18 protein-coding genes and 1 pseudogene are annotated in these 21,485 nt (G+C 64.5%); 8 read left to right on the top strand and 11 right to left on the bottom strand.

What is annotated here, in order from left to right; genetic code table 11:
- The first annotated feature begins 4 nt into the window (after positions 1 to 4).
- The gene (locus IM733_RS13925; RefSeq protein WP_248917210.1) at positions 5 to 619 is read left to right on the top strand and encodes an NAD(P)-dependent oxidoreductase; all 615 of its coding nucleotides are present in this window, start codon (positions 5 to 7) and stop codon (positions 617 to 619) included.
- Between the two features lie 111 nt (positions 620 to 730).
- Here the strand turns inward: IM733_RS13925 and IM733_RS13920 are convergent, their stop codons facing one another.
- Positions 731 to 1,597 carry a LysR substrate-binding domain-containing protein gene (locus IM733_RS13920; protein WP_248917209.1) on the bottom strand — a complete coding sequence of 289 codons (867 nt, stop codon included), beginning with the start codon at positions 1,595 to 1,597 and terminating at the stop codon, positions 731 to 733.
- Between the two features lie 112 nt (positions 1,598 to 1,709).
- Between IM733_RS13920 and IM733_RS13915 the strand changes: the two genes are divergently transcribed.
- The gene (locus IM733_RS13915; protein WP_248917208.1) at positions 1,710 to 3,347 is read left to right on the top strand and encodes a 5-guanidino-2-oxopentanoate decarboxylase; all 1,638 of its coding nucleotides are present in this window, start codon (positions 1,710 to 1,712) and stop codon (positions 3,345 to 3,347) included.
- A 69-nt stretch (positions 3,348 to 3,416) separates the two neighbouring features.
- Here IM733_RS13915 and IM733_RS13910 read toward each other — a convergent pair whose 3' ends face one another.
- Positions 3,417 to 4,337 carry an AraC family transcriptional regulator gene (locus IM733_RS13910; RefSeq protein WP_248917207.1) on the bottom strand — a complete coding sequence of 307 codons (921 nt, stop codon included), beginning with the start codon at positions 4,335 to 4,337 and terminating at the stop codon, positions 3,417 to 3,419.
- A gap of 203 nt (positions 4,338 to 4,540) precedes the next feature.
- On the opposite strand from IM733_RS13910, the gene IM733_RS13905 reads away from it, so the two are divergent.
- Both IM733_RS13905 and IM733_RS13900 read left to right on the top strand, forming a co-directional pair.
- A complete protein-coding gene (locus tag IM733_RS13905; protein WP_248917206.1) occupies positions 4,541 to 4,834 on the top strand; it encodes an antibiotic biosynthesis monooxygenase family protein in 294 nt (97 codons plus the stop codon).
- A gap of 197 nt (positions 4,835 to 5,031) precedes the next feature.
- Positions 5,032 to 5,262: a hypothetical protein gene (locus IM733_RS13900; RefSeq protein ID WP_248917205.1), complete on the top strand. Its 231-nt coding sequence runs from the start codon at positions 5,032 to 5,034 to the stop codon at positions 5,260 to 5,262.
- Here IM733_RS13900 and IM733_RS13895 read toward each other — a convergent pair whose 3' ends face one another.
- Positions 5,263 to 5,868: a flavin reductase family protein gene (locus IM733_RS13895; protein WP_248917204.1), complete on the bottom strand. Its 606-nt coding sequence runs from the start codon at positions 5,866 to 5,868 to the stop codon at positions 5,263 to 5,265. It abuts the gene before it with no gap.
- Positions 5,869 to 5,986: 118 nt separating this feature from the next.
- Positions 5,987 to 6,352 (bottom strand): heme utilization protein, encoded by a 366-nt coding sequence (locus tag IM733_RS13890; RefSeq protein ID WP_248917203.1) that lies wholly within the window; start codon positions 6,350 to 6,352, stop codon positions 5,987 to 5,989.
- A 355-nt stretch (positions 6,353 to 6,707) separates the two neighbouring features.
- Between IM733_RS13890 and IM733_RS13885 the strand changes: the two genes are divergently transcribed.
- Positions 6,708 to 7,460: a COG4705 family protein gene (locus IM733_RS13885; protein WP_248917202.1), complete on the top strand. Its 753-nt coding sequence runs from the start codon at positions 6,708 to 6,710 to the stop codon at positions 7,458 to 7,460.
- 76 nt (positions 7,461 to 7,536) lie between these two features.
- Here IM733_RS13885 and IM733_RS13880 read toward each other — a convergent pair whose 3' ends face one another.
- The 4 genes from IM733_RS13880 to bglX all read right to left on the bottom strand — a co-directional run bounded on the left by IM733_RS13880 (position 7,537) and on the right by bglX (position 14,588).
- Positions 7,537 to 8,856, bottom strand: coding sequence for an MFS transporter (locus IM733_RS13880; RefSeq protein WP_248917201.1), 1,320 nt, complete (start codon positions 8,854 to 8,856; stop codon positions 7,537 to 7,539).
- Positions 8,857 to 9,136: 280 nt separating this feature from the next.
- A complete protein-coding gene (locus IM733_RS13875; protein WP_248917200.1) occupies positions 9,137 to 10,471 on the bottom strand; it encodes a sigma-54-dependent transcriptional regulator in 1,335 nt (444 codons plus the stop codon).
- Positions 10,465 to 12,222, bottom strand: coding sequence for a sensor histidine kinase (locus IM733_RS25600; protein WP_349292543.1), 1,758 nt, complete (start codon positions 12,220 to 12,222; stop codon positions 10,465 to 10,467). The genes IM733_RS13875 and IM733_RS25600 overlap by 7 nt, the downstream gene beginning before the upstream one ends.
- A 74-nt stretch (positions 12,223 to 12,296) precedes the next feature.
- A complete protein-coding gene (bglX, locus tag IM733_RS13865; protein ID WP_248917199.1) occupies positions 12,297 to 14,588 on the bottom strand; it encodes a beta-glucosidase BglX in 2,292 nt (763 codons plus the stop codon).
- Positions 14,589 to 14,788: 200 nt separating this feature from the next.
- On the opposite strand from bglX, the gene IM733_RS13860 reads away from it, so the two are divergent.
- From IM733_RS13860 to IM733_RS13850, 3 genes and pseudogenes are all read left to right on the top strand, one after another.
- On the top strand, positions 14,789 to 15,397 hold the full coding sequence (locus IM733_RS13860) for a TPM domain-containing protein (RefSeq protein WP_248917198.1): 609 nt from the start codon (positions 14,789 to 14,791) through the stop codon (positions 15,395 to 15,397).
- Positions 15,398 to 15,638: 241 nt separating this feature from the next.
- A complete protein-coding gene (locus IM733_RS13855; RefSeq protein WP_248917197.1) occupies positions 15,639 to 16,859 on the top strand; it encodes a class I SAM-dependent methyltransferase in 1,221 nt (406 codons plus the stop codon).
- 101 nt (positions 16,860 to 16,960) lie between these two features.
- Positions 16,961 to 17,253 (top strand): annotated as a pseudogene (locus IM733_RS13850) (helix-turn-helix transcriptional regulator); the annotation flags it as partial.
- 52 nt (positions 17,254 to 17,305) lie between these two features.
- Here IM733_RS13850 and IM733_RS13845 read toward each other — a convergent pair.
- The 3 genes from IM733_RS13845 to IM733_RS13835 form a co-directional block, all read right to left on the bottom strand.
- Positions 17,306 to 19,858, bottom strand: a complete 2,553-nt coding sequence (locus IM733_RS13845; RefSeq protein ID WP_248917196.1) for a TonB-dependent receptor — start codon at positions 19,856 to 19,858, stop codon at positions 17,306 to 17,308.
- A 122-nt stretch (positions 19,859 to 19,980) separates the two neighbouring features.
- Positions 19,981 to 20,928, bottom strand: coding sequence for a FecR family protein (locus IM733_RS13840; RefSeq protein ID WP_248917195.1), 948 nt, complete (start codon positions 20,926 to 20,928; stop codon positions 19,981 to 19,983).
- A complete protein-coding gene (locus IM733_RS13835; RefSeq protein ID WP_248917194.1) occupies positions 20,925 to 21,458 on the bottom strand; it encodes an RNA polymerase sigma factor in 534 nt (177 codons plus the stop codon). The genes IM733_RS13840 and IM733_RS13835 overlap by 4 nt, the downstream gene beginning before the upstream one ends.
- Positions 21,459 to 21,485 lie beyond the last annotated feature (27 nt).

Raw genomic sequence — 21,485 nt, 5'->3', positions numbered from 1 at the left:
CCCCATGAGCAAGATCGCAATCATCGGCGCCACTGGGCGCGCGGGCAGCCAATTGCTGGAAGAGGCGCTGCGCCGAGGCCACGAGGTGGTGGCCATCGCCCGTGATCCGTCGAAGCTGCAAGGCCGTGAAGGTGTGACCGCCAAGGCGCTCGATGCCAAGGACAGCGCTGCCCTGCAGGCTGCGGTGAGCGGTTGTGACGCGGTGCTGAGCGCGGCGCACTTTTCAACGATCACCCCCCTCGCCATCATCGAGCCGGTCAAGCGTGCCGGGGTGAAACGCCTGCTGGTGGTGGGTGGTGCCGGTAGCCTGCTGCTGCCTTCCGGGCACCGGGTGATCGACAGCCCGGACTTCCCCGAGGCCTACAAAGCCGAGGCCACCGCCGGGGTGCGCTTCCTCGAGACGTTGCGCCAGGAGCCGTCGCTGGACTGGACCTTCCTCTCGCCGTCGGCGGAGTTCGTCGAGGGTGAGCGCACCGGGCATTACAAGCTGGGCAAGGATCACCTGCTGATCGGCGCCGATGGCAAGAGCTGGATCACCTTTGCCGACTATGCGATCGCGATGATCGACGAGTTGGAGAAGCCAGCGCATTCGCGGGCGCGGTTCACTGTCGGTTATTGAGTCGCCTGGTTCGCCGGCAAGCCGGCTCCTACAGGTACAGCGCCGGCCAGATGGGCGGCGCTGACCTTGAAGGGGCCGGCTTGCCGGCCAATGGGCCGCAGCGCGGCCCCTTTATCGGGCTGCACGACCTTGCAGCCAGTCCATCAATTCCACCAACCCCACCGGCATGGTCTTCGACGGGCTCACCATGTAATACCCTTTCCCGGTGCTCACCTTCAGTCCGAACGGCATGCACAAACGCCCGGCTTGCAGGTCGTCGCCAATCAGCGAGAAATCGCCGATGGCGATCCCCGTCCCTTGCGAAGCCATGGCCATCGCCATGTCCAGCGTCTCGAAATGCTGCTTCGGCCCCAGAGGCTCGAACGTGGCACCCGCCGCCTGCAACCAGAGCCGCCAGTCATGCTCGTCCCGCGACGGGTGCAGCAGCATGTGCCTCAGCAGATCCTGCAATTGCAAGGGGGCGTTCGACAGCGAAGGCGCGCAGACCGGCGTGAGCTGCTCGTCGAACAGCTTGCGTACCTGCAGCCCATGATTGGGTTCGGCGCCATAGACCACCGCCGCATCGAAACCTTCCCGGCGAAAATCCACGCCATGCTGCACCGTGGTGGTCAGCTCTACCGGTACGTCAGGGCGCAGGGCCTGCCATTCCATCAGGCGCGGCAACAGCCAGCGCATCACGCAGGTGGGGGCCTTGAGTTGCAATGTCGTGCTGCGCCCACCCACCTCGCGCACACCTTGCTCGATCAGGGCGAAGACCTGCTGCACCCGGGGCAGCCAGTCCTGGCCTTCGCGCGTCAGGGCCAGGCCACGGGCCTGGCGCTGGAACAGGGGGTAGCCCAGATGCTCCTCCAACCCGGCGATCTGCCGGCTGACCGCTCCCTGGGTGATATGCAACTGCTGGGCGGCACGGGTGAAATTACAGTGCTGCGCGGTGACCAGGAAAGTATGCAACGCGGGGAGGGGCGGCAGGCGTTTCATCGTCATAAGCCATGATGTGGGGTCATGGCTAGTATGTGTTTTTTTGCATTGTGGCGGTAGCCGCCGCTTGGTTCCATGAACACCGTTTTCAACAAGAATCGGGTAATCGACGATGGCAACCTGTGGCGAAGTGCTGGTCAAACTCCTCGAAGGCTATGGCGTGGACCATGTCTTCGGTATTCCAGGCGTGCATACCGTGGAGCTCTACCGCGGCTTGGCGGCGTCCTCGATCCGCCATATCACCCCACGCCACGAGCAGGGCGCCGGGTTCATGGCCGATGGCTACGCGCGTACCCGTGGCAAACCGGGGGTGTGCTTCATCATCACCGGCCCGGGCATGACCAACATCACCACCGCCATGGGGCAGGCCTACGCCGATTCGATTCCCATGCTGGTCATTTCCAGCGTGCAGGCCCGCGACCAGCTCGGTGGTGGGCGCGGCAAGCTGCATGAGTTGCCCAACCAGTCCGCTCTGGTGGCAGGCGTGGCGGCCTTCTCGCAGACGCTGATGAGCGCCGACGACCTGCCCCAGGTACTGGCGCGCGCCTTCGCCGTGTTCGACGGTGCGCGGCCACGGCCGGTGCATATCGAGATTCCGTTGGATGTGCTGGTTGAGCCAGCCGAGCACCTGTTGCCGGGTCACCCGGTGCGCACCGCCCGTGCCGGTGCGGCGCCGTTGGCCGTGCAGCAGATGGCCGCGCGCCTGGCCAAGGCGCGCCGCCCGCTGATCCTCGCCGGTGGCGGTGCCCTGGGGGCGGGCGACGCGCTCCTGCTGCTGGCAGAGCATCTTCAGGCGCCGGTGGCATTGACCATCAATGCCAAGGGGCTGCTGCCGGCCCGGCATCCGTTGCAGATCGGCTCGACCCAGACGCTGCCAGCGACCCGCGCGCTGGTCGCCGAGGCTGACGTGGTGCTGGCCATCGGCACCGAACTGGCCGAGACCGATTACGACGTGACGTTCAAGGGCGGCTTCGCGATCCCCGGCGACCTGCTACGCATCGATATCGACCCTGACCAGACGGTACGCAACTACCTGCCGGAGCTGGCGCTGGTCGCCGATGCCGAGCAAGCGACCGAAGCGCTGCTGGTTGCACTGCAATTGCAGGCGCAACCACCGCGTGATGCCAGTTGGGGGGCTGCCCGCGCCGCCCGTCTGCGCCAGGACAATGCCGCTACATGGGACCAACCGACCCTGAGCCAGACGCGCCTGCTGACCGGCCTTCTGGAAGTGTTGCCCGACGCCATTCTGGTGGGGGATTCGACGCAACCGGTGTACACCGGCAACCTGACCTTGGACATGGCTCGACCGCGCCGTTGGTTCAATGCTTCCACCGGCTACGGCACTCTCGGTTATGCCTTGCCGGCCGCCATGGGGGCGTGGCTGGGCAGCAGCGAGGCGCCTGCCAAACGAGCACCGTCGGTCTGCCTGATCGGCGATGGCGGCCTGCAGTTCACCTTGCCGGAGCTGGCCAGCGCGGTGGAGGCGCAGGTGCCGCTGATCGTGCTGCTGTGGAACAACCAGGGGTACGAGGAAATCAAGAAATACATGGTCAACCGGGCCATCGAGCCGGTCGGCGTTGATATCCACACGCCGGATTTCATCGGGGTGGCACGGGCGCTGGGAGCAGAGGCGGAGAATGTCGCCGATATGGCCCAGTTGCAGGCTGCGCTGGGCCGGGCGGTGGAGCGCAAGGGGCCGACGTTGATCCAGGTGGACCAGAATGAGTGGCAACGGGCTGTACAAGGCTGACGCTTGCGGCGAAGGCTGTGCCTTTGGTTGGCAAGCCGGCTCCTGTAAAGAGCCGGCTTGCCGGCCAACTCAACCTGTACTGGCGCGCAAGCGCGCCACATCGCGAATGGGGGGGGCGCCGTACAGGCGGCTGTACTCCCGGCTGAACTGCGAAGGGCTTTCATAGCCCACGCGATACCCCGCCACAGCAGCCTCCAACCCGTCATTGAGCATCAGCCGTCGCGCCTCCTGCAGGCGCAACTGCTTCTGGTACTGCAACGGACTCATCGAAGTCACTGCCTTGAAACGGTGATGCAGGGTCGAGGTGCTGAGATTCACCTCGCGCGCCAGGTCTTCGATGCGCAGCGGTTCCTGGTAATGCCGGTTGAGCCAGGCGATGGCCTGGCACACTCGGTGGGTCTGGCTGTTGGACAGGGCAATTTCATAAAGGCGCCAGCCTTGTGGGCCGCGCAGCACCCGGTACATCAGTTCGCGGCGTACCAATGGCGCAAGGATTGCGATGTCCCTTGGTGAATCGAGCAGGCGCAACAATCGCAACAATGTATCGAGCAATTGCGAGTCGCTTTTCTCCACGAACAGGCCACGGGCTGCCGACTGGTTGGGCACCAGCATCGGTCCGCTCTCGGCGATCAGCTGGCTGATCTGGGCCGGGTCGATATCCAGCCTCAGGCCCAGGCAGGGGGTTTGCGGGCTGGCTTGCAGAATCGCGCCGGTGATGGGCAGGGTTACCGAGACCACCATGTAGTGCAGCGGATCGTAGGTGTAGCGCTCATCGCCGAGAAACAAGGTCTTGCTGCCCTGGGCCAGGATGCACAGGGCCGGTTGCGCCAAGGCTGGCATGCCGCGCACGTCTTCTTCGTAGCGGGTCAGGTACAGGTCTTCGATCGCCGATACCGGCCCGTGCGGGCCTTGGGCGTGGCGCTGGATCAGCCCGGCCAGCTCCTGGCGTTGTTGTTCCAGGACGGGGTCTAGGGGCGGGGAGGTGGTCATGACGGGTTTCCTCTGCTGACCGTGGCAGCATAGGTTTGGGCAAGGGCGGACGCTAGACGAAAGCTGCACGTCGCTTGCCTGATCCTGCCGCGCTGCAGGATCAGGCAAGCGCTCGGCAGTATCGGCCTAACGGCGCGCGCGGGCCAGCCCCTAATCTTGGCAGCCTGGTTTGTCCCGCCCGCAGCGCTTCAAGGAGATCGTTCATGACCCAAAAACAACCGGTTACACACCTGGCTTTCATCCGTGCCAGCAACGGTCGTTCGGCGGAGCTCGGCGTGCGCCTGCGTGATCTGCTGGAGCCTTCGTTGCGGGCGCCGGGCTGCCTGAGTTTCAGTGTGCAACGCTCGCAGGTCGATGCCGACCTGTGGCTGCTCAGTGGCAGCTGGTGCGATGAGCAGGCGATGAGTGGTTATTTCGCGTCGCCCACGCTGGACGTATTTGGCGAGCTGGTGCAGGCGCGGGTGGTCAGCAGCCTGGACTTGCACACGTTTGCCTGAATGGAGCAAAACGTCACCCATCGCCCTGATGTGACCTTTGTAGGCGCTTTAGCCGCGATTACCCGCGAAGCGGGTGCCAGGCACCGTGACGCCTGTATCGCGGCTGAAGCCGCTCCTACAGAAGCTCTGGGGTGAGGAGAAACGGTCGAGCTGGGCGTGTAGAATGCCGACCCTTGGACAATCAGGCGGAGTGCAGCATGGCACGTAAAGAGTTTCCCCACTTCGAAGCGGTCTCGGCGATGGTCCCGGTTGAAGGCGGCTATCACGCGGCAATTGCCGTGAAGGCCCTGAACATGGGCGGCGCGCCGCGTTTCCACAAGGTGCTCGAAGGGCAGGTGTTCAAGTCGGCGATGGCGGCCGACGAGGCCGCCTGCGCCGAACTCGAACGCCTGCAGGGCGTCGCTGAGGAAGGCGAACTGATCTTCTGATCAGGCCTGCGGGCGGGCCATCTTGAACCGCTCGCCAAGGGCGAAGTAGTCCGCCGGGCCGCCGCCACGCAGGATCGGTTCGGCGGCAGCGGTATCGTAGATGCCGTCCTTGAGCAGGTGCTCGGCAATGTGCACGGCCACCACTTCGCCCAGGATCAACCAGCTTGGCACCACTTCCTGATCGGCACGTTTGAGTTGCACGATCTGGCTCACCTTGCACTCGAAGCTCACCGGGCTTTCGCCCACGCGCGGCACCTTGACCACGTTCGACGCCGTTGGCGTCAGGCCGCTCAGCACGAACTCATCGACATCCGCCGCTACTGCGGCGCAACTCTGATTCATCCGTTCGGCCAGCGGGCGGGTGGCCAGGTTCCAGACGAATTCGCCGGTCTGCTCGATGTTGTTCAGGCTGTCTTTGCGCCCGACGCTGCAGAAACCGATGATCGGCGGAATGTAGTTGAAGGCATTGAAGAAGCTGTAGGGCGCCAGGTTCAGGCGGCCTTCGCGGTCGTGGCTGGAGATCCAGCCGATGGGCCGGGGGCCGACGATGGCATTGAACGGATCGTGGGGCAGGCCGTGGCCTTTGGCGGGTTCGTAATAGTACATCTGCGCAAGGCCGCGAGGCCCTTCCTGTGTGGGAACGAGGCGCCTAGTGTGCCAAGGCTTTGCCTGGCTGAAAATGATCAAGCCCGGCCGAAGCCGGGCTGGTTGCACGCATCAGAGGTCAGCTGATGCGGTGGCCGTTGGTACGGTCGAAGCCGTCTTCGGCGAAGCGTTGGCCGTTGGTACGGTCGAAACCGTCTTCGGCGAAGCGTTGGCCGTTGGTGCGGTCGAAGCCGTCTTCGGCGAAGCGTTGGCCGTTGGTACGGTCGAAACCGTCTTCGGCGAAGCGTTGGCCGTTGGTGCGGTCGAAGCCGTCTTCGGCGAAGCGTTGGCCGTTGGTGCGGTCGAAGCCATCTTCGGCATAGGTGGCAGCTTGGCTTTGCACGGCGGCGAAGCCGTGGGCGTTGGTGCGGCCAAAACCATCTTCGGCGAAGGCGCCAGTTGCGATGACAGAAAGGGCCAAGGTGAGGATCAGTTTGTTTTTCATGGTGGTTGCTCCGGTTGAATCGTCAGGGGTTGTTGTTTCTATGGGTTCAATGCTACGCCAATCAATTTGATTAAAAAGCGCAAAAAATAACGATATAAGATCTATTTATTAGATGTGTTGTGCGCAATTAATCCAGCAGAGAACGGGGCAGGGGGAGTGCGCGGTTTCGCTTGCCAGGCGTCGTGACGACGCTTCAGTCGCCACGCCAAGGGTGTCGGGAGTGGATTAATGGCAAGTTAAGAGGCAGATCTTGTGATGCCTTAGGGCGAGCAAACGGATTTTTCATACAGGGCCAACCGATTTTTCAGACAAGCTCAATCACCATCCGCCGCACTCAAAACCGGAGCGGTAAACAATGAACAAACTCCCGCAAATCACCCTGGCCTTCTGGGTCATGAAGATCTGCGCCACCACCCTCGGCGAGACAGCGGGCGACCTGCTGTCGATGACCCTCGATATTGGCTATGCCATGAGCTCGTTGCTGCTGATCAGCGTGTTCCTGGTCACCCTGGTCACCCAGCTCTACTCGCGCCGCTACCACCCCATGCTGTACTGGCTGGTGATTCTCTCCACCAGCACTGCCGGCACCACCATGTCCGACTTCATGGACCGCACCTTGGGCCTGGGTTACGCCACGGGCTCCGCGGTATTGATCGGCATCCTGCTGGCGACCTTCGCCCTCTGGCGTCTGAGCGGCAATCCGCTGGATGTCACCCGCATCAAGAACCGTGGCGGCGAGCTGTTCTACTGGGTGGCGATCCTGTTCTCCAACACCCTGGGTACCGCACTGGGTGATTACCTGGCCGACGACTCCGGGCTGGGCTTTGCCGGTGGCGCGCTGCTGATTGGCTCGGCAATCGCCGTGGTGGCGGCCGCCCGTTACGGGACGAAGATCTCCGGCGTGGTGCTGTTCTGGATCGCCTTCGTGCTGACCCGACCGTTTGGTGCGACCTTGGGCGATGTGCTGACCAAATCGCACGAAAAGGGTGGGTTGGACTTCGGCACGGTTGGCGCTTCGATGGTGCTGGGCGGTGTGCTGCTGGTACTGGTGCTGATGGCCACGCATTACCAGCGCCGCGCGCCACAGCGTGTGGCGCAGATGTCCTGAATACGAACTTCCAGCCAATGAAAAAAGGGGCGCTCCGTCGAACGGGGCGCCCCTTTTTCCTGTCCGCGAACGTGGATCAGTCAGTGGTGATCCGCGAATGCTGCTTGGTGTCCTTCATGGTCGCGTACACCAGCAGCGAGCAGGCGATGCAGCCGGTGACGTACCAGTAGAAGCCGGTTTCCATGCCATTGCTCTTGAACCACAGGGCCACGTACTCGGCGGTGCCGCCGAAGATCGACACGGTCAGGGCGTAGGGCAGGCCGACACCCAGGGCGCGGATCTCGGTGGGGAACAGCTCGGCTTTCACCACGGCGTTGATCGAGGTGTAGCCGCTGACGATGATCAGTGCGGCCATGATCAGGAAGAACGCGCCCCACCAGGTTTGCACGGTGTGCAGGGTGCTGAGGATCGGCACGGTGAACAGGGTACCGAGCACGCCGAAGGCGATCAGGATCGGGCGACGACCGATCTTGTCCGACAGGCCGCCGATGATCGGTTGCAGGCACATGAACAGGAACAATGTGGCCGCCGAGATGGTGGTCGAGTCGCTGATGCTCATGCCCACGGTGTTGACCAGGTACTTCTGCATGTAGGTGGTGTAGGTGTAGAAGGCCAGGGTGCCGCCCATGGTCAGGCCGACCACGGTCATCAGTTCCTTGGGATGACGCAGCAGGGTGCGCATCAGGCTTTCTTTGGACTTCTCCTTCTTGGTGAAGGAGGCCGTTTCTTCCATGCCACGACGCAGGTACAGGGCGACCACCGCGCACAGCGCGCCGATCACGAACGGCACACGCCAGCCCCAGGCATACAGCTGCTCGGTGGTGAGCGTCTGTTGCAGGATGATCAGCACCGCCAGGGCAATGAGCTGGCCGGAGATCAGGGTCACGTACTGGAAGCTGGAGAAGAAGCCGCGGCGTTCCTTGCTGGCCATCTCGCTCAGGTAGGTGGCCGAGGTACCGTACTCGCCACCGACCGACAGGCCCTGCATCAGACGGGCGACGACCAGCAGGATGGGGGCGGCGACGCCGATGGTTTCATAGCCTGGGGTGAGCGCGATCACCAGCGAGCCCGCGCACATCAGCAGTACCGAAGCCATCAATGCCGCCTTGCGGCCCTTGCGGTCTGCGTACAGGCCCATCAGCCAGCCACCGATCGGGCGCATGAGGAAACCCACGGCGAAGATCGCGGCGGTGTTGAGCAGTTGGGCAGTGGTGTCGCCGGCGGGGAAGAAGGCCTTGGCGAAGTACAGCGAGAATGCGGCGTAGACGTACCAGTCGTACCATTCGACCATGTTGCCGATGGAACCACTGAAGATCGATTTGAGGCGGCTGGCGGTGGATTTTTCCGCGGCGGGCGCAACGGCCGCCCCGGTGGGCAGAGTGCTGGCATTATCCATCAGGGATACCTTCTCGTTGTTTTTGTGGAGCGCGCTCGAGGCGCAGCTTGAGAAGGGTTTTGCAGGAGGTGTGCCAAAGGGGGGGCGCAGACGCACGTTTGCGCTGCGAGGGCTGTCCGCCAGCAAGGCTGGCGCCTACAGAGGGCGCGTAACACCTGGCCTGATGCGATCCTTGTAGGAGCCGGCCTTGCCGGCGAAGGGCTGCATGACGATACAGGTCGTGCCTGTAGAAATAAGCGGATTATTGCTCATTGGCGGTCAGCGATAGGCGGATTTCCGCTCATTCGCGCTCGACGAAGTCCTCTCGCACCAGCCCGTGCCGTTGCATCTTCTCGTTCAGTGTTCGCCGCGGTAGCTGCAAGGCCTCCATCACGCCCTTGATCTCGCCCTTGTGCAGGCGCAGCGATGCCCGCAGGCATTGCGCCTCGAACGCTTCCATCTGGTCGACCAGTGACTGGCCTGCGGGGCTGTCTTCCAGGTTTGGTGAGCCCAACCCCAACGCATGGCGCTCGGCGGCATTGGCCAGCTCGCGCACATTGCCCGGCCAATCATGGGTCAGCAGCTGCGCAAGCTGCGTACCGTCCAGCGGTGGGGCGCTACGCCCCAGGCGTTCAGCGGTAGCACGGGCGAAATGCTCGAACAGCAGGGGGATATCCTCGCGTCGTTCACGCAAGGGCGCCAGGCGCAGTTCGGCGACATTCAGCCGATAGGCCAGGTCTTCGCGAAAGCGTCCGGCGCGGGCCTCTTCAAGCAGGTCGGGCTTGGTGGCGGCAATGATGCGCAGGTCGACGGCGATGCTCTGGTTGGCGCCAAGCCGCTCGAGCTTCTGTTCCTGGATCACCCTGAGCAGTTTGGCTTGCTGGGCCAGGGGCATGCTTTCGATTTCGTCGAGGAACACCGTGCCGCCATTGGCGTATTCCAGCTTGCCGATCCGCTTGCCCTGGGCGCCGGTAAAGGCGCCACTCTCATGGCCGAACAGTTCGGCCTCGAACAGGGCTTCGGGAATAGCCGCGCAGTTGAGTGCGACAAACGGCTTGTCGGCGCGCGGGCCGAAGTCGTGCAGGCAGCGGGCCACGCGCTCCTTGCCGCTGCCAGTCTCGCCACGGATCAGCACGTTGACCGGCAGGCTCGCCAGGTCCAGTACCTGACGACGCAGGTGCTGCAACCCCTGGGACATACCCAGCAGGGTAGCCTCCAGCTTGCCCCGCAGGTCGGCCTGTTCATGCAGGCGGCGGTTCTCCAGCACCAGTTGGCGCTTTTCCAGGGCGCGACGCAGGCTGCCCATCAGGTGCTGGGGGGTGAAGGGTTTTTCCAGGAAATCGTAGGCACCGTTGCGCATCGCCTCCACCGCCATGGGCACATCGCCGTGGCCGGTCAGCAGGATCACCGGCAAGTCGGGGTCTTGCGCCTGCAACCGCTCGAGCAGTTGCAAGCCTGACAGCCCGGGCATGCGCACGTCGCTGAGGATCACGCCGGGGAAGTGCTTGGGCAGCTGTGCCAGGCAATCCTCGCCGCGGGCGAACAGTTGCACATTGAAACCCGACAGGCTCAGCCACTGCTCCAAGGCGGTGCGGATGCTGGCTTCGTCGTCGACGACGATCACGGAATTCAACATACAGGCTCCATGTCGCGGGGCAGGGTGAGGCTGAAGCGCGCGCCGCCCGGCAGGTTCTCGACCTGGAGGCTGCCGCCGGCATCGATGACGATGCCATAGGAGATCGCCAGGCCCAGGCCCAGGCCTTCACCCACTGGTTTGGTGGTGAAGAACGGGTCGAATACCTTGGCCAGGTCGGCGTCGCGGATGCCGCCGCCGGAATCGAGCACGCCAAGGCGCCACAACCCCGCGTCGTCCTCGATGCGGATCTCCAGGCGTTTGTAACGCTTGTCGGCCATGGCGTCGAGGGCATTGCGCAGCAGATTGATCAGTACTTGTTCCAGGCGGATTGCATCACCGCGCACCCAGGCCGGGCGCGCCAGGTACAGGGCCACCTCCACGTCCTCCGCGCGAATGCGCGCTTCCAGCAGGTGCAGGGCCTGGTCGACCACGGTGGCCAGGTCCAGGCGCTCGCGCAGGCCGCCGGGGCTGTTGCGGGCGAAGGTCTTCAGGTGCCCGGTGAGCGCGGCCATGCGTGTCAGCATTTGCTCCAGTGGCTCCAGCGCCAGGCGGGCCTGCTCGTGACGGCCCTGGTCGAGCAGCAGGCGCAGGGTTTCCAGCTGCATGCGCTGAGTGGTCAGCGGCTGGTTGATCTCGTGGGCGAGGGCGGCCGACATCTGCCCCAGCGCCGCCAGCTTGGCTGATTGCACCAGGCCCTCCTGGGCGGTGCGCAGCTCGCGGGTGCGCTCCTCGACCTGACGCTTGAGCTGCTCGCGGCTGCGCTGGCGCAGGCGAGCCAGGCGCAGGCGCTGGCTGACGAACAGTGCGGCGAACACCAGGCTCAGCCAGATCGCGGCGGCGGCCAGGGCGGCGTTGCGACCGTCCTCGGCCACCTGCGGCTTGCGCAGCAAGTGCAAGGTCCAGCCTTCGGCCTCCAGTGGCAGGCTTTCCCAGAGGTACTCGGCGTTGCCATCCGGGCCCTGCACACGGGCCAGTTGGCTGCTATCGGTGAAGCGGGTCAGGGCCTGGTGCTGCAACGGCACCAGGGGTTGCTTGTCGTATTGGCGGGTCTCGGCCAATTCGGCGCGATCGGCGCCACTCAGTGGCTGCAACTCGCGATAGCGCCAACCTTCCTGGTTGGCGATGAAGGTGATGCCGCGGGCGTCGCTGACCAGCAGGATGTCGTTGCCTTGGCGCCATTCACGTTCGAGTTCGGGGAACTCCAGCTTGACCACCATGGCGCCGAGGAAGCGGCCATGCTCGTCGTTCACCGCGCTGGACAGGAAGTAACCCGGCACGCCGCTGGTCACGCCGACCGCATAGAAGCGGCCGCTGCCTTGGCTGCGGGTCTGTTTGAAATAGGGGCGGAAGCCATAGTTGGAGCCGACGTAGGTGGTCGGCAGGCGCCAGTTGCTGGCCGCGATGGCCAGGCCGGTGCGGTCGAGCAGCTCGAGGGTGGAGGAGTTGGCGGCGCCGTTGATGCGTTCGAGCTTGCGGTTCAGGGCCTCCTGTACCGGTTCGGTGACCGGGCCGCGCAGGGCGTCGACCAGCTCCGGGTCCAGCGCCAGCACGGCGGGCAAGGCGCGGTAGCGTTCGATCAGCGTGTGCAGGGCATTGGCGTACAAGCCCAGTTGCTGGCTGGCTCGACGGGCGTCGGTTTCCAGTGCCTGGCGCTTGGCCTGGTGCATGGCCCAGCCCGCGCTGAGCGTGGTGCCGACCAGGATCAGCAAGATGATCAGACCCAGGCGCAGGGCGCGGAAGGATGAGGGCATGAGGCGGATCCTGGATTTCAGTTGTCTGTGCCGGCCTCATCGCGGGGCAAGGCCCGCGATGAGGCCGGATCTGCTCAACGCAGCTCGAAGCTCTGCTGCTGCACGGCCTGCGAATCGAGGCCGACCTGGACATTGAATTGCCCTGGCTCGGCCACCCGCTGCAGCTGGCCATTGTAGAACTTCAGGTCTTCTTCATTGATGTCGAAGGTCAAGGTTCGCGCCTCGCCGGCCTTGAGCATCAATTTCTGGAAGTTCTTCAGCTCCTTGACCGGGCGGCTCATCGAGGCGCTTTCATCCTGGATGTACAGCTGCACCACGGTTTCGCCATCGCGCTTGCCGGTGTTTTTCACCGTCACCTTGGCCTGCAGGCTGCCACCGCGCTTGAGCTCCTTCTGCGACAACGCCAGGCCCGACAGGTCGAAGCTGGTGTAGCTCAGGCCGTAGCCGAACGGGTATAGCGGGCCGTTGGGTTCCTCGAAGTATTGCGAGGTGTAGTTGCCAGGCTTGCCGGGGGTGAACGGACGGCCGATGCGCATGTGGTTGTAGTACATCGGGATCTGCCCGACCGAGCGCGGGAAGGTGATGGCCAGGCGACCGGACGGGTTGTAGTCGCCGAACAGCACGTCGGCGATGGCGTTGCCGCCTTCGGTGCCGCTGAACCAGGTCTCGAGGATGGCGTCGGCCTGCTCGCGTTCCCAGGCGATCGACAGCGGGCGACCGTTCATCAGTACCAGCACCAGTGGTTTGCCGGTGGCCTTCAGCGCCTTGATCAGGTCGCGTTGCACCGCCGGGATTTCCAGGGTGGTGCGGCTCGACGATTCGTGGGACATGCCACGGGACTCGCCGACCACGGCCACCACCACGTCCGACTGTTTCGCGGCCTTGACCGCTTCGTCGATCAGCACGGCGGCCGGACGTGGGTCGTTGATGATTTCCGGCGCGGCGAAGTTGAGGAAGTTCAGGTAGTCGAACATCGCCTTGTCACCGGTGACGTTAGCGCCTTTGGCGTAGACCAGCTTGGCCTTGCCGGCCACGGCGCGGCTCAGGCCTTCGCGCACGGTGACCGAGTGCTCGGGGCGGCCGTCGGCAGCCCAGCTACCCATCATGTCGATGGGCGCGTCGGCCAGCGGGCCGACCAGGGCGATGGTGCCGGCTTTCTTCAGCGGCAGGGTCTGCTCGCGGTTTTCCAGCAGCACCAGGCTGCGCCGCGCCACGTCGCGGGCGGCTTCGCGGTGCAGGCGGTCATTGCCGTAGTAGTCGCTAAGGTCGGTCTCGGCCTTGCCGATGCGCACGTACGGGTCCTTGAACAAGCCCATGTCGTACTTGGCACCGAGCACTTCGCGCACCGCCTGGTTCAGTTCTGCCTGGGTCACCTCGCCGGACTTGAGCAGGCCCGGCAGTTCCTCGCCGTACAGGGTGTCGTTCATGCTCATGTCGATGCCGGCCTTGATCGCCAGCTTGGCCGCTTCACGGCCGTCGCGGGCGACACCGTGGCGGATCAGTTCCTGGATGGCGCCGTGGTCGCTGATGGTCACGCCTTTGAAGCCCCACTCCTTGCGCAGCAGGTCGTTCATCAGCCAGGTGTTGGAGGTGGCCGGCACGCCGTTGATGGAGTTCAACGCGACCATCACCCCGCCGGCACCGGCGTCGAGCGCGGCGCGGTAGGGGGGCAGGTAGTCGTTGTACATCTTCGGAAGGCTCATATCGACCGTGTTGTAGTCGCGTCCGCCTTCCACCGCGCCGTACAGCGCGAAGTGCTTGACGATGGCCATGATGCTGTCGGGGTTGGCCGGGCTCGAGCCCTGGAACGACTTGACCATCACCTGGCCGATCTTCGCGGTCAGGTAGGTGTCCTCGCCGAAGCCCTCGCTGGTGCGGCCCCAGCGCGGGTCGCGGGCGATGTCGACCATGGGGGCGAAGGTCATGTCCAGGGAGTCGGCGGCGGCTTCGATGGCCGAGGTGCGGCCGACCTTGGCGATGGCGTCCATGTCCCAGGTCGCGGCCAGGCCCAGGCTGATCGGGAAGATCGTGCGCTCGCCGTGGATGGTGTCGTAGGCGAAGAACATCGGGATCTTCAGGCGGCTGCGCATGGCTGCGTCCTGCATTGGCCGGTTCTCAGGGGCGGTACGCGAGTTGAAGGTGCCGCCGATGCGCCCGGCGGCGATTTCCTCGCGGATCTTCTCGCGCGGCATCTCGGGGCCGATGCTGATCAGGCGTAACTGGCCGATTTTCTCGGCTTCGGTCATCTGGCCGATCAGATGGTCGATGAAGGCCTGCTTGTCCTGCAGGGGCGGGGCGGGGGTGGCGGCAAGGGCCGCCTGACTGGCAAGGCCCATGGCCAGGCCCAGCAAAGACAGTTTCATCATCAATTCCGTTGTTGAGTGAGGCAATTGGCCGAGGCTATTCGCACGCTTGTTGTCGTAGTGTCCACTGGCGGTTTTCAGGATCATTCGTCCATGATCCGACGCAGCCGCGGATTATGCCTTATATGAGGCGCTTGTTGAGATACACTCCCGCCACCCCGATGCCGGGATAACAACGATAAGAACGCTTGAGAGACGATGGCATGAACGAATACGAACAGCGCCAGATCGCCGAGGCGATCGCCCGCGCCGAACGGCGCACCGACGCGGAGCTGGTGACCGTGCTGGCTCGCCGCGCCGACGACTTCCCCTATCTTCCATTGCTCTGGGCCGCCCTGTTGGCGTTGCTGGTCCCCGGCCTGCTGCACCTGTGGTTGGGCGGGATCGGGGTCAATGGCCTGTTGCTGGCGCAGATGCTGACCTTCATCAGCCTGTGCCTGCTGTTGCGTCATCCACGCTTGTCCGCCTGGGTGGTGCCTGCTGTGCTGCGCCGCCGGCGTGCCTCGGGGCTGGCCCGCCAGCAGTTTCTCGAACTCAATCTGCAGCGCACCGCTGGTGCCACCGGGGTGTTGATCTTTGTCAGCGAAGCCGAGCGGCATGTCGAGATCCTGGTCGACGAGGGGATCGCCCGGCACCTGCCCGAGCAGGCGCGCGAGGTAATCGTCGCCCGTTTCACCGAACAGGTGCGTCAGGGGCGGACGTTGCAGGGCTTTGTCGAATGCATCGAGGCCTGTGGCGAGTTGCTCAGCGAGCATGTGCCGCCGACCCATGCGCGTAACGAGCTGCCCAATCGGTTGGTGATTCTCGACTGAGCGCACAGTACAAAGCTTTGTGCTGGCAGCGGTGGCCCTTTTGCCGGCAAAGCCGGCCCCTACGGGTTACGTGTCGATCTTGAGGCCGGCGCAGTGCTTGTAGGTGCGGGCTTGCCCTGCGAACACCGGCAAGGCCGGTACCATGCACCCATTGCCTCAGGGGTTCGCGGGGGGCCGACATCAACGTAGAATGTGCGGTATTGCGCAAAGCGCCCCCCGCACTCCGAGGCACCCGCTCCCCATGTCTTCCCCTTCTTCCGCCCCCGCCGCGCCGGACGCGCGCGCCCAGTTTCTCGACCTGCTGGCTGACGCCCTGGCCGATGGCAGCTTGAGCAAGTTGGTGCTGGCGCGTCATGTCGGCGCCGACCAGACGCTGCAGCGGATCATTGCCAAGCCAGTGCAGATCAAGGGCGAGACGAACCTGCAACTGGTCTACCGTCACCAGACCCGCGACATCACCCGCAACGTGCTGCTGGATCAAGTCCTGGCGCTGGTGGCCGAGCTATTGCCAGAGCACTTTCGCAATGCCCACCTGTTCACCGCTGCCGGTGAAGTGCAACTGGAGTTCAGCAAGAAGGGCAAGCCGATGCTGCGCCGCCACCTGGCCCAGCAGGCTCCGCGCGAGGCGAGCGCAAGTGGGCATGACCGGGAGAAGAAGCGCTACCTGGAACTGTCGCGGCCGTTTCTGCGCGACCTGGGGGTGACCGACGCCCAAAGTGCGCTGATCCCCTCGATGTCACGCAAGTGGAAGCAGATCAACAAATTCATCGAGGTCTTCGACCACGCGCTCAGTGGTGCGCCAGTGACCGTGGAGCAGCCCTTGCGGGTCGCCGATTTCGGTTCGGGCAAGGGCTACCTGACGTTTGCCATGCACGACTACCTGCGCAACACCCTGGGGCGCGAGGCGCACGTCACCGGTGTGGAACTGCGCCAGGACATGGTGGAGTTGTGCAACGCGGCGGCTGCGCGGCTGGAGCACCCGGGGCTGGTGTTCGAATGTGGCGACGTGCGCAGCGTGGTGCCTGAAGCCATCGAGGTGATGATCGCGCTGCACGCCTGTGATATCGCCACCGACTACGCCATCCATACCGGCATCCGTTGCAACGCCGCGATCATCATGTGCTCGCCGTGCTGCCACAAGCAGGTCCGTCCGCAACTGCACAGCCCAGGCATGCTGCAGCCGATGCTGCAGTACGGCCTGCACCTGGGCCAGCAGGCCGAGATGCTCACCGACAGCCTGCGCGCGCTGTATCTCGAGGCCTGTGGCTACGAGACCAAGGTCTTCGAATTCATTTCGTTGGAGCACACCAACAAGAACAAGATGATCCTCGCGGTCAAACGCCGACAGCCACAGGACAACGCCGCGCTGCTGGAGAAGATCGCCCAGCTCAAGGCGTTCTACGGGGTTCAGGAGCATTGCCTGGAAACCCTGTTGCGGGCGGATGGGTTGATTGCCGGATAGGCAGTTGCCCATGCCAGGGGCTGTGGCAACGCTGCCCTATCAGCCGCAATTTCCTTGTTTCGCATAGGTCTCTTGCGAAGCTGAAGAGGTGAGGCGTTGCTCCGCAAGCCCGGTTGATCGAGGCCACCCCCGATCTGGTGGGGCTGACCGATGTGGCGCAACGGGTGGGGGGGGCCGGCAGAACATGCGCAAGCTCATGCTCACCCATCCCCATAGTTTTCCGGCGCCGGTACACGAAGGCACGGCCTCGATCTGGCACCTGGCCGATATCCTGTGCTGGATGCAGGCGCGAGGCACCTATGCGGTGGGCCAGGAAACCGTCGACCTGGCCCTTGCGGCGATGCGGGTGAACGTCGCCGCGGCGCACGAGCGGGTATGTGGCGAGGGTGAGTGAATGTTGAGCCGGTGGGCGATGCATTCGATTGCATCGCCCCTGGTCGACAGCTTCAGAAGAACCGCGTGACACTGATCTTGGCGTTACGCCCAACGGTGTAGGCGTTCTCACCCGACAGCTCCGGCCGGATGGCCTTGTTGAACAGGTTGTCGACCGTCAGGTTCACCTCGGTGCCTTTCAGATACGCCTGCTGGGGTTTCCAGTTGGCGAACAGGCCGTGGATCTCGTATTTCTCATTGCCGAAGTTATCGTAGTAGCGGTCACCCAACGCACTGGCCGGGCCTTCGAAGTACTTGTCGCTGGGCAGGTGATTCGTCGCACCGACGAACTGGGCGGTCCAGCCAACACGGGCATCCCAGGCCGGGATCTTCACCCCCAGCGTGGTGATCCACTTCGGCGCCGGAACATCCTTGGCCCACACATCCGGCCCCCAGGGGTTGGTATAGGCGCCTTCGTGGCGGCCCTCCATCCACGAGTACGATACCGAGCCGAACAGGTAGGTCGAGTCGTAGAACGTCTCGACCTCGAAGCCTTTGTAGACCACGTCGCCGATGTTGCGGTAGTTGCCCATCAGGCCGTCGCCGCAGGTGTTGGCGATGGTGCCGCCACTCACCAGCTGTTGCTGGCAACCGACGCCGGTGGCCTTGAAGATCTCGTCGGTGATCTTGTTGCGGAACAGCATGGTGCGCACCTGGGCGCTGTCGCCCTGGGTGAACACGTTGGAGAAATTGCTGATGCTGCCCAGGCGCACGCCGGTGATGCGTTCCGGGTCGAGGTCGCGGCTGGTCGAGGTACGGCTGCCCAGGCCTTGTACTTCGTACTGCTCGTCGAGCACCGGGGCGCGCCAGGTCTTGCTGTAGTCGGCGAACAGCGCGGTCTGTTCAGTCACCTTCCAGAACAGCGACAGACGCGGCGACCAGCCGCTGTAGGTCTTGTCGCTATAGTCGTGGCCGGCTGCGGGGTTGTTGTAGTACGGCGCGTCGTTGGGCTTGCCCTCGTTGGTGACATGGTCATAGCGCAGCGACGGGGTGATGGTCAGGTCACCCAAGGTGATGGCGTCCTGCAGGTAGTAGCCCTGGCTGTCGACCTGGCCGCTGGGCATGAAGTAGGGCTGGAAGTTGCCGTAGTTGTATTTGGGCACTTCATAGGTCTTGCCGGGCATCCACATTTGTGTGTCGCGGTCGTGGCGACGCACCTGCGCGCCGGCCGTGAGCGCATGCTCAAGCGGGCCGGTGAGGAAGGTGCTGGTGTTCTTCACATCGAGCATGCGGTCCTTGTACTCGGTGTCCATCTTGCGCCCGCCGGTGGCTGGCTGGAAGAACGCCGTGGCGTCACGCTCGTCGGTCTGCTGGGTGTCGGACTCGGAGTACTTCACCTGCAAATCGACCCAGGGGTTCTCGATGGGCTGGTACTTGTAGGTGGCCGACCAGGTGGTGTCGATGGTCGTGCGGTTGGCCAGGAAGCGCTTGAGCGCGCCGTCGTAGCCATACTTCCTGATGTCCGCCGCGCTCGGCGGCGCCGGGAAGGCGGTGGAGGCGAAGGTGGTCCAACGCTCGCTTTCGGAGCGTGACCAGGACAGGCCCAGGCTGTGTTCGTCGGTGAAGTGGATGTTGGTCTTGAGCAGCGCGCCGTCCAGGTCCAGGGCGCTGTAGGGCACACGCTGGGGGTTGACCGGCCACTGGTTGGTCGGGTCGGGCAGGCTGTCGGCCATCTTCAGGTTGCCGCCGTCACGCTTGGTGTAATAGACCAGGCCGTCGATGCGCCCGTCATCGGTGCGGCCGAACAACGCCGAGCTGTAGATCTGCTGGTGATCGTTGCTGGCATAGCCGTACTTGAGCATCGCGCCGCTGTTGCGACCGTCCTGCAGCAGATCACCGGCATCCTTGGTTTCCATGTTGACGCTGCCGCCAAAACCACCGTTGCCGGTCTTGACCGAATGCGGGCCTTTCTCGACCTCGATGTGCTTGATCAGCTCCGGCTCGATGAAGATGGTGCCTTGCTGGTAGCGCTCGAAGCCGCTCTTGGGCGCGCCATCGACGGTCATGGGCACGTCCTCGGCGTCACCCAGGCCCCAGATGTTGATGGTCTGGCCGCCGGGCTTGGCCGATCCGCCCATGTTCACCCCCGGCAGGGTGGCCAGGACGCTGGGGATGTTGCTTGGCTGGTAACGGTCGATCTGCTCTTGATCCAAGGTCGAGCGCCCAACGTTGCCCGGGTCGACCTGCTGGCCATCGCCGACGATGCTCAAGGCGCCCAGCTGGATGCTGTTGTCGGCGCTCGGGTCATCCTCGCGCAGGCGCACCACGTAGGTGTTGCCCATGCGCACCACGCTGAAGCGGCTGCCCACGAGCAGGCGGCTGATGGCCGCCTCGGCTTCGAAGTCGCCTTTCAGTGCCGGGGCCTGGGCCTTGCCGAGCAGGGCCTCGTCGAACAGCAGTTGGACCTTGGCCTGCTGCGCCAGCTGGCTCAGCGAATGGGCCAATGGCTGGGCGGGCAGGTCGAAGGCCACCGGGGCCGCCTCGGCGGCCAGGCTCATGGCCAGGCACAGGGCAAGCAGGGTGGGTCGGGCAGGCAGGCAGTGCAACGGACGCAACGCGGACAACATGGATTCCCCCAAACGGCAAAAGGCCGGAAAAAGGCCCGCCATCACGCGGCAGGCGAGGAGGAAGACGCGGCGTTGCGAAACTTCCTCACCTGCGAATGATAAAAATTCTCAAACTGTTGTTTTCAGCGCCGTTCGATGCGCAGGCGGCCGTCCGCCAGCAGGGTTGTCTTGACTGGCAGCAATGCCGGGAGCGCATTGAGCAGAGCGTCCGGATCATGCACGTCGAGGTTGCCGGACACCTTGTAGCGCCCCAGGGCCGGGTCGGCGAGCAACACCGGTTGCTGGCGGTACAGGCCAAGCTCGTCGATCAGGCTGGCCAGCTCGCGGTTGCGAAAGCTCACATGCCCCTCGCGCCAGTCGGCCACGGGCTGTTCGCCCAGCTCGTGGCGTACCAGGGTGCCGCGTGCCTGATCGTAGGTAGCGCCCTGATGGGCGCCGAGCAGCAGCGGCGGTTGGCGCTCGCCTGGGGTCTCGAAGGCTACCTGGCCATGGGCGACGCCGACCACCAGTTCCCGGTCGCCGCGGCGCAGGTCGAAGCCGGTGCCGACGACGCGCACGCGGGCGCTGCCGGCATCGACGAACAGCGGGCGCTCTTTGTCGGGTGCCACCTCGATGTACAGCTGGCCATGGTCGAGGTGGATCAGCCGGTGTTCGGCGGTGAAATCCAGGCGCAGGCGGGTCTGGGCATTGACGTACAACTGGCTGCCGTCGGGTAGGCGCAGGCTGCGCATTTCAGGGCTGGCAGCCAAGCGCTCGCTGTAGGTTTCGCGGCCGGCGTCCAGGTTGCCCACCAGTACCGTAGCCAACACAGCGGCCGCCGCCGCCAGTGCCGGGCGCCAGCGAGGGGCGCGACGCACTGGCAGGGGCACTGGCCGGTTGGCATGCTTGAGGGCGGCGAGGTCCTCCCACAGCTGCTCGAACTGACGGTAGGCGCGGGCGTGCTCGGGGGTCTGCATCCACTGGGTGAACGCCTTGCGCTGATCCCGCGATGGGGCGTTGCGGTTGCGGCTGAACCAACTGGCCGCCTGGGCGTCGATGGGGCGCGCGTCGAGTTCGTCGATGGGGGTCATGGAAGCTGCTCCGTGCCGGTGTCACTGTCCAGGCGTTGCTTGCACTGCAGCAGGGCGGCGGCGATGTGCTTCTCGACCATGCTGACGGAAATGTTCATGCGTTCGGCGATCTGGGCCTGGGTCAGGCCTTCGAAGCGGTGCAGCATAAGGGCTTCTCGGCGTCGCGGCGAGAGTTGCGCGAGCACTTGGCGCAATTGATTCAGCCGCTGCTGCTGCTGGGCATGCTCAAGCGGCTCGTTGCCAGGGGGGGCCGGCTCATTGGCGAGGGCGTCATCCTCCAGCACCGCGTGGCGGACTTTCTGTCGGCGCCAGTGGTCGCTGAGCAGATTGCGCGCGACCTGGAACAGGAAGGCCCGCGGCTGCTGCACCTTGGCGCGGTCGCGGTAACCCAGCCATTGGGCGAACACATCCTGGGTCATGTCCGCGGCATCGCTGGCATTGTCCATGCGCTTGCGCAGGAAGTGCAGGATGTCAGCGTAGAAACCACGGCAGGTTTCCTGGGCGGCGGGGTCGGGCTTGGGGTGCTGCATGCACGCTTTCCGGGGCTGGCGTGGGAA

The organism is Pseudomonas entomophila (genome assembly GCF_023277925.1).
GTDB classification, from domain to species: Bacteria; Pseudomonadota; Gammaproteobacteria; order Pseudomonadales; family Pseudomonadaceae; genus Aquipseudomonas; species Aquipseudomonas entomophila_D.
Note: the sequence above shows the minus strand (reverse complement) of the source record. Positions and strands in the feature narration are given on the sequence as shown.

Excerpts from the sequence above, each read along its gene's own strand:
- IM733_RS13900 (WP_248917205.1), top strand. The coding sequence starts at position 5,032 with ATGGCACGTAAAGAGTTTCCCCACTTCGAAGCGGTCTCGGCGATGGTC.
- IM733_RS13910 (WP_248917207.1), bottom strand. The coding sequence starts at position 4,337 with ATGACCACCTCCCCGCCCCTAGACCCCGTCCTGGAACAACAACGCCAG.
- IM733_RS13835 (WP_248917194.1), bottom strand. The coding sequence starts at position 21,458 with ATGCAGCACCCCAAGCCCGACCCCGCCGCCCAGGAAACCTGCCGTGGT.
- IM733_RS13860 (WP_248917198.1), top strand. The coding sequence starts at position 14,789 with ATGAACGAATACGAACAGCGCCAGATCGCCGAGGCGATCGCCCGCGCC.
- IM733_RS13840 (WP_248917195.1), bottom strand. The coding sequence starts at position 20,928 with ATGACCCCCATCGACGAACTCGACGCGCGCCCCATCGACGCCCAGGCG.
- bglX (WP_248917199.1), bottom strand. The coding sequence starts at position 14,588 with ATGATGAAACTGTCTTTGCTGGGCCTGGCCATGGGCCTTGCCAGTCAG.
- IM733_RS13845 (WP_248917196.1), bottom strand. The coding sequence starts at position 19,858 with ATGTTGTCCGCGTTGCGTCCGTTGCACTGCCTGCCTGCCCGACCCACC.
- IM733_RS13905 (WP_248917206.1), top strand. The coding sequence starts at position 4,541 with ATGACCCAAAAACAACCGGTTACACACCTGGCTTTCATCCGTGCCAGC.
- IM733_RS13925 (WP_248917210.1), top strand. The coding sequence starts at position 5 with ATGAGCAAGATCGCAATCATCGGCGCCACTGGGCGCGCGGGCAGCCAA.
- IM733_RS13875 (WP_248917200.1), bottom strand. The coding sequence starts at position 10,471 with ATGTTGAATTCCGTGATCGTCGTCGACGACGAAGCCAGCATCCGCACC.
- IM733_RS25600 (WP_349292543.1), bottom strand. The coding sequence starts at position 12,222 with ATGCCCTCATCCTTCCGCGCCCTGCGCCTGGGTCTGATCATCTTGCTG.
- IM733_RS13915 (WP_248917208.1), top strand. The coding sequence starts at position 1,710 with ATGGCAACCTGTGGCGAAGTGCTGGTCAAACTCCTCGAAGGCTATGGC.
- IM733_RS13855 (WP_248917197.1), top strand. The coding sequence starts at position 15,639 with ATGTCTTCCCCTTCTTCCGCCCCCGCCGCGCCGGACGCGCGCGCCCAG.
- IM733_RS13920 (WP_248917209.1), bottom strand. The coding sequence starts at position 1,597 with ATGAAACGCCTGCCGCCCCTCCCCGCGTTGCATACTTTCCTGGTCACC.
- IM733_RS13880 (WP_248917201.1), bottom strand. The coding sequence starts at position 8,856 with ATGGATAATGCCAGCACTCTGCCCACCGGGGCGGCCGTTGCGCCCGCC.
- IM733_RS13890 (WP_248917203.1), bottom strand. The coding sequence starts at position 6,352 with ATGAAAAACAAACTGATCCTCACCTTGGCCCTTTCTGTCATCGCAACT.
- IM733_RS13895 (WP_248917204.1), bottom strand. The coding sequence starts at position 5,868 with ATGTACTATTACGAACCCGCCAAAGGCCACGGCCTGCCCCACGATCCG.
- IM733_RS13885 (WP_248917202.1), top strand. The coding sequence starts at position 6,708 with ATGAACAAACTCCCGCAAATCACCCTGGCCTTCTGGGTCATGAAGATC.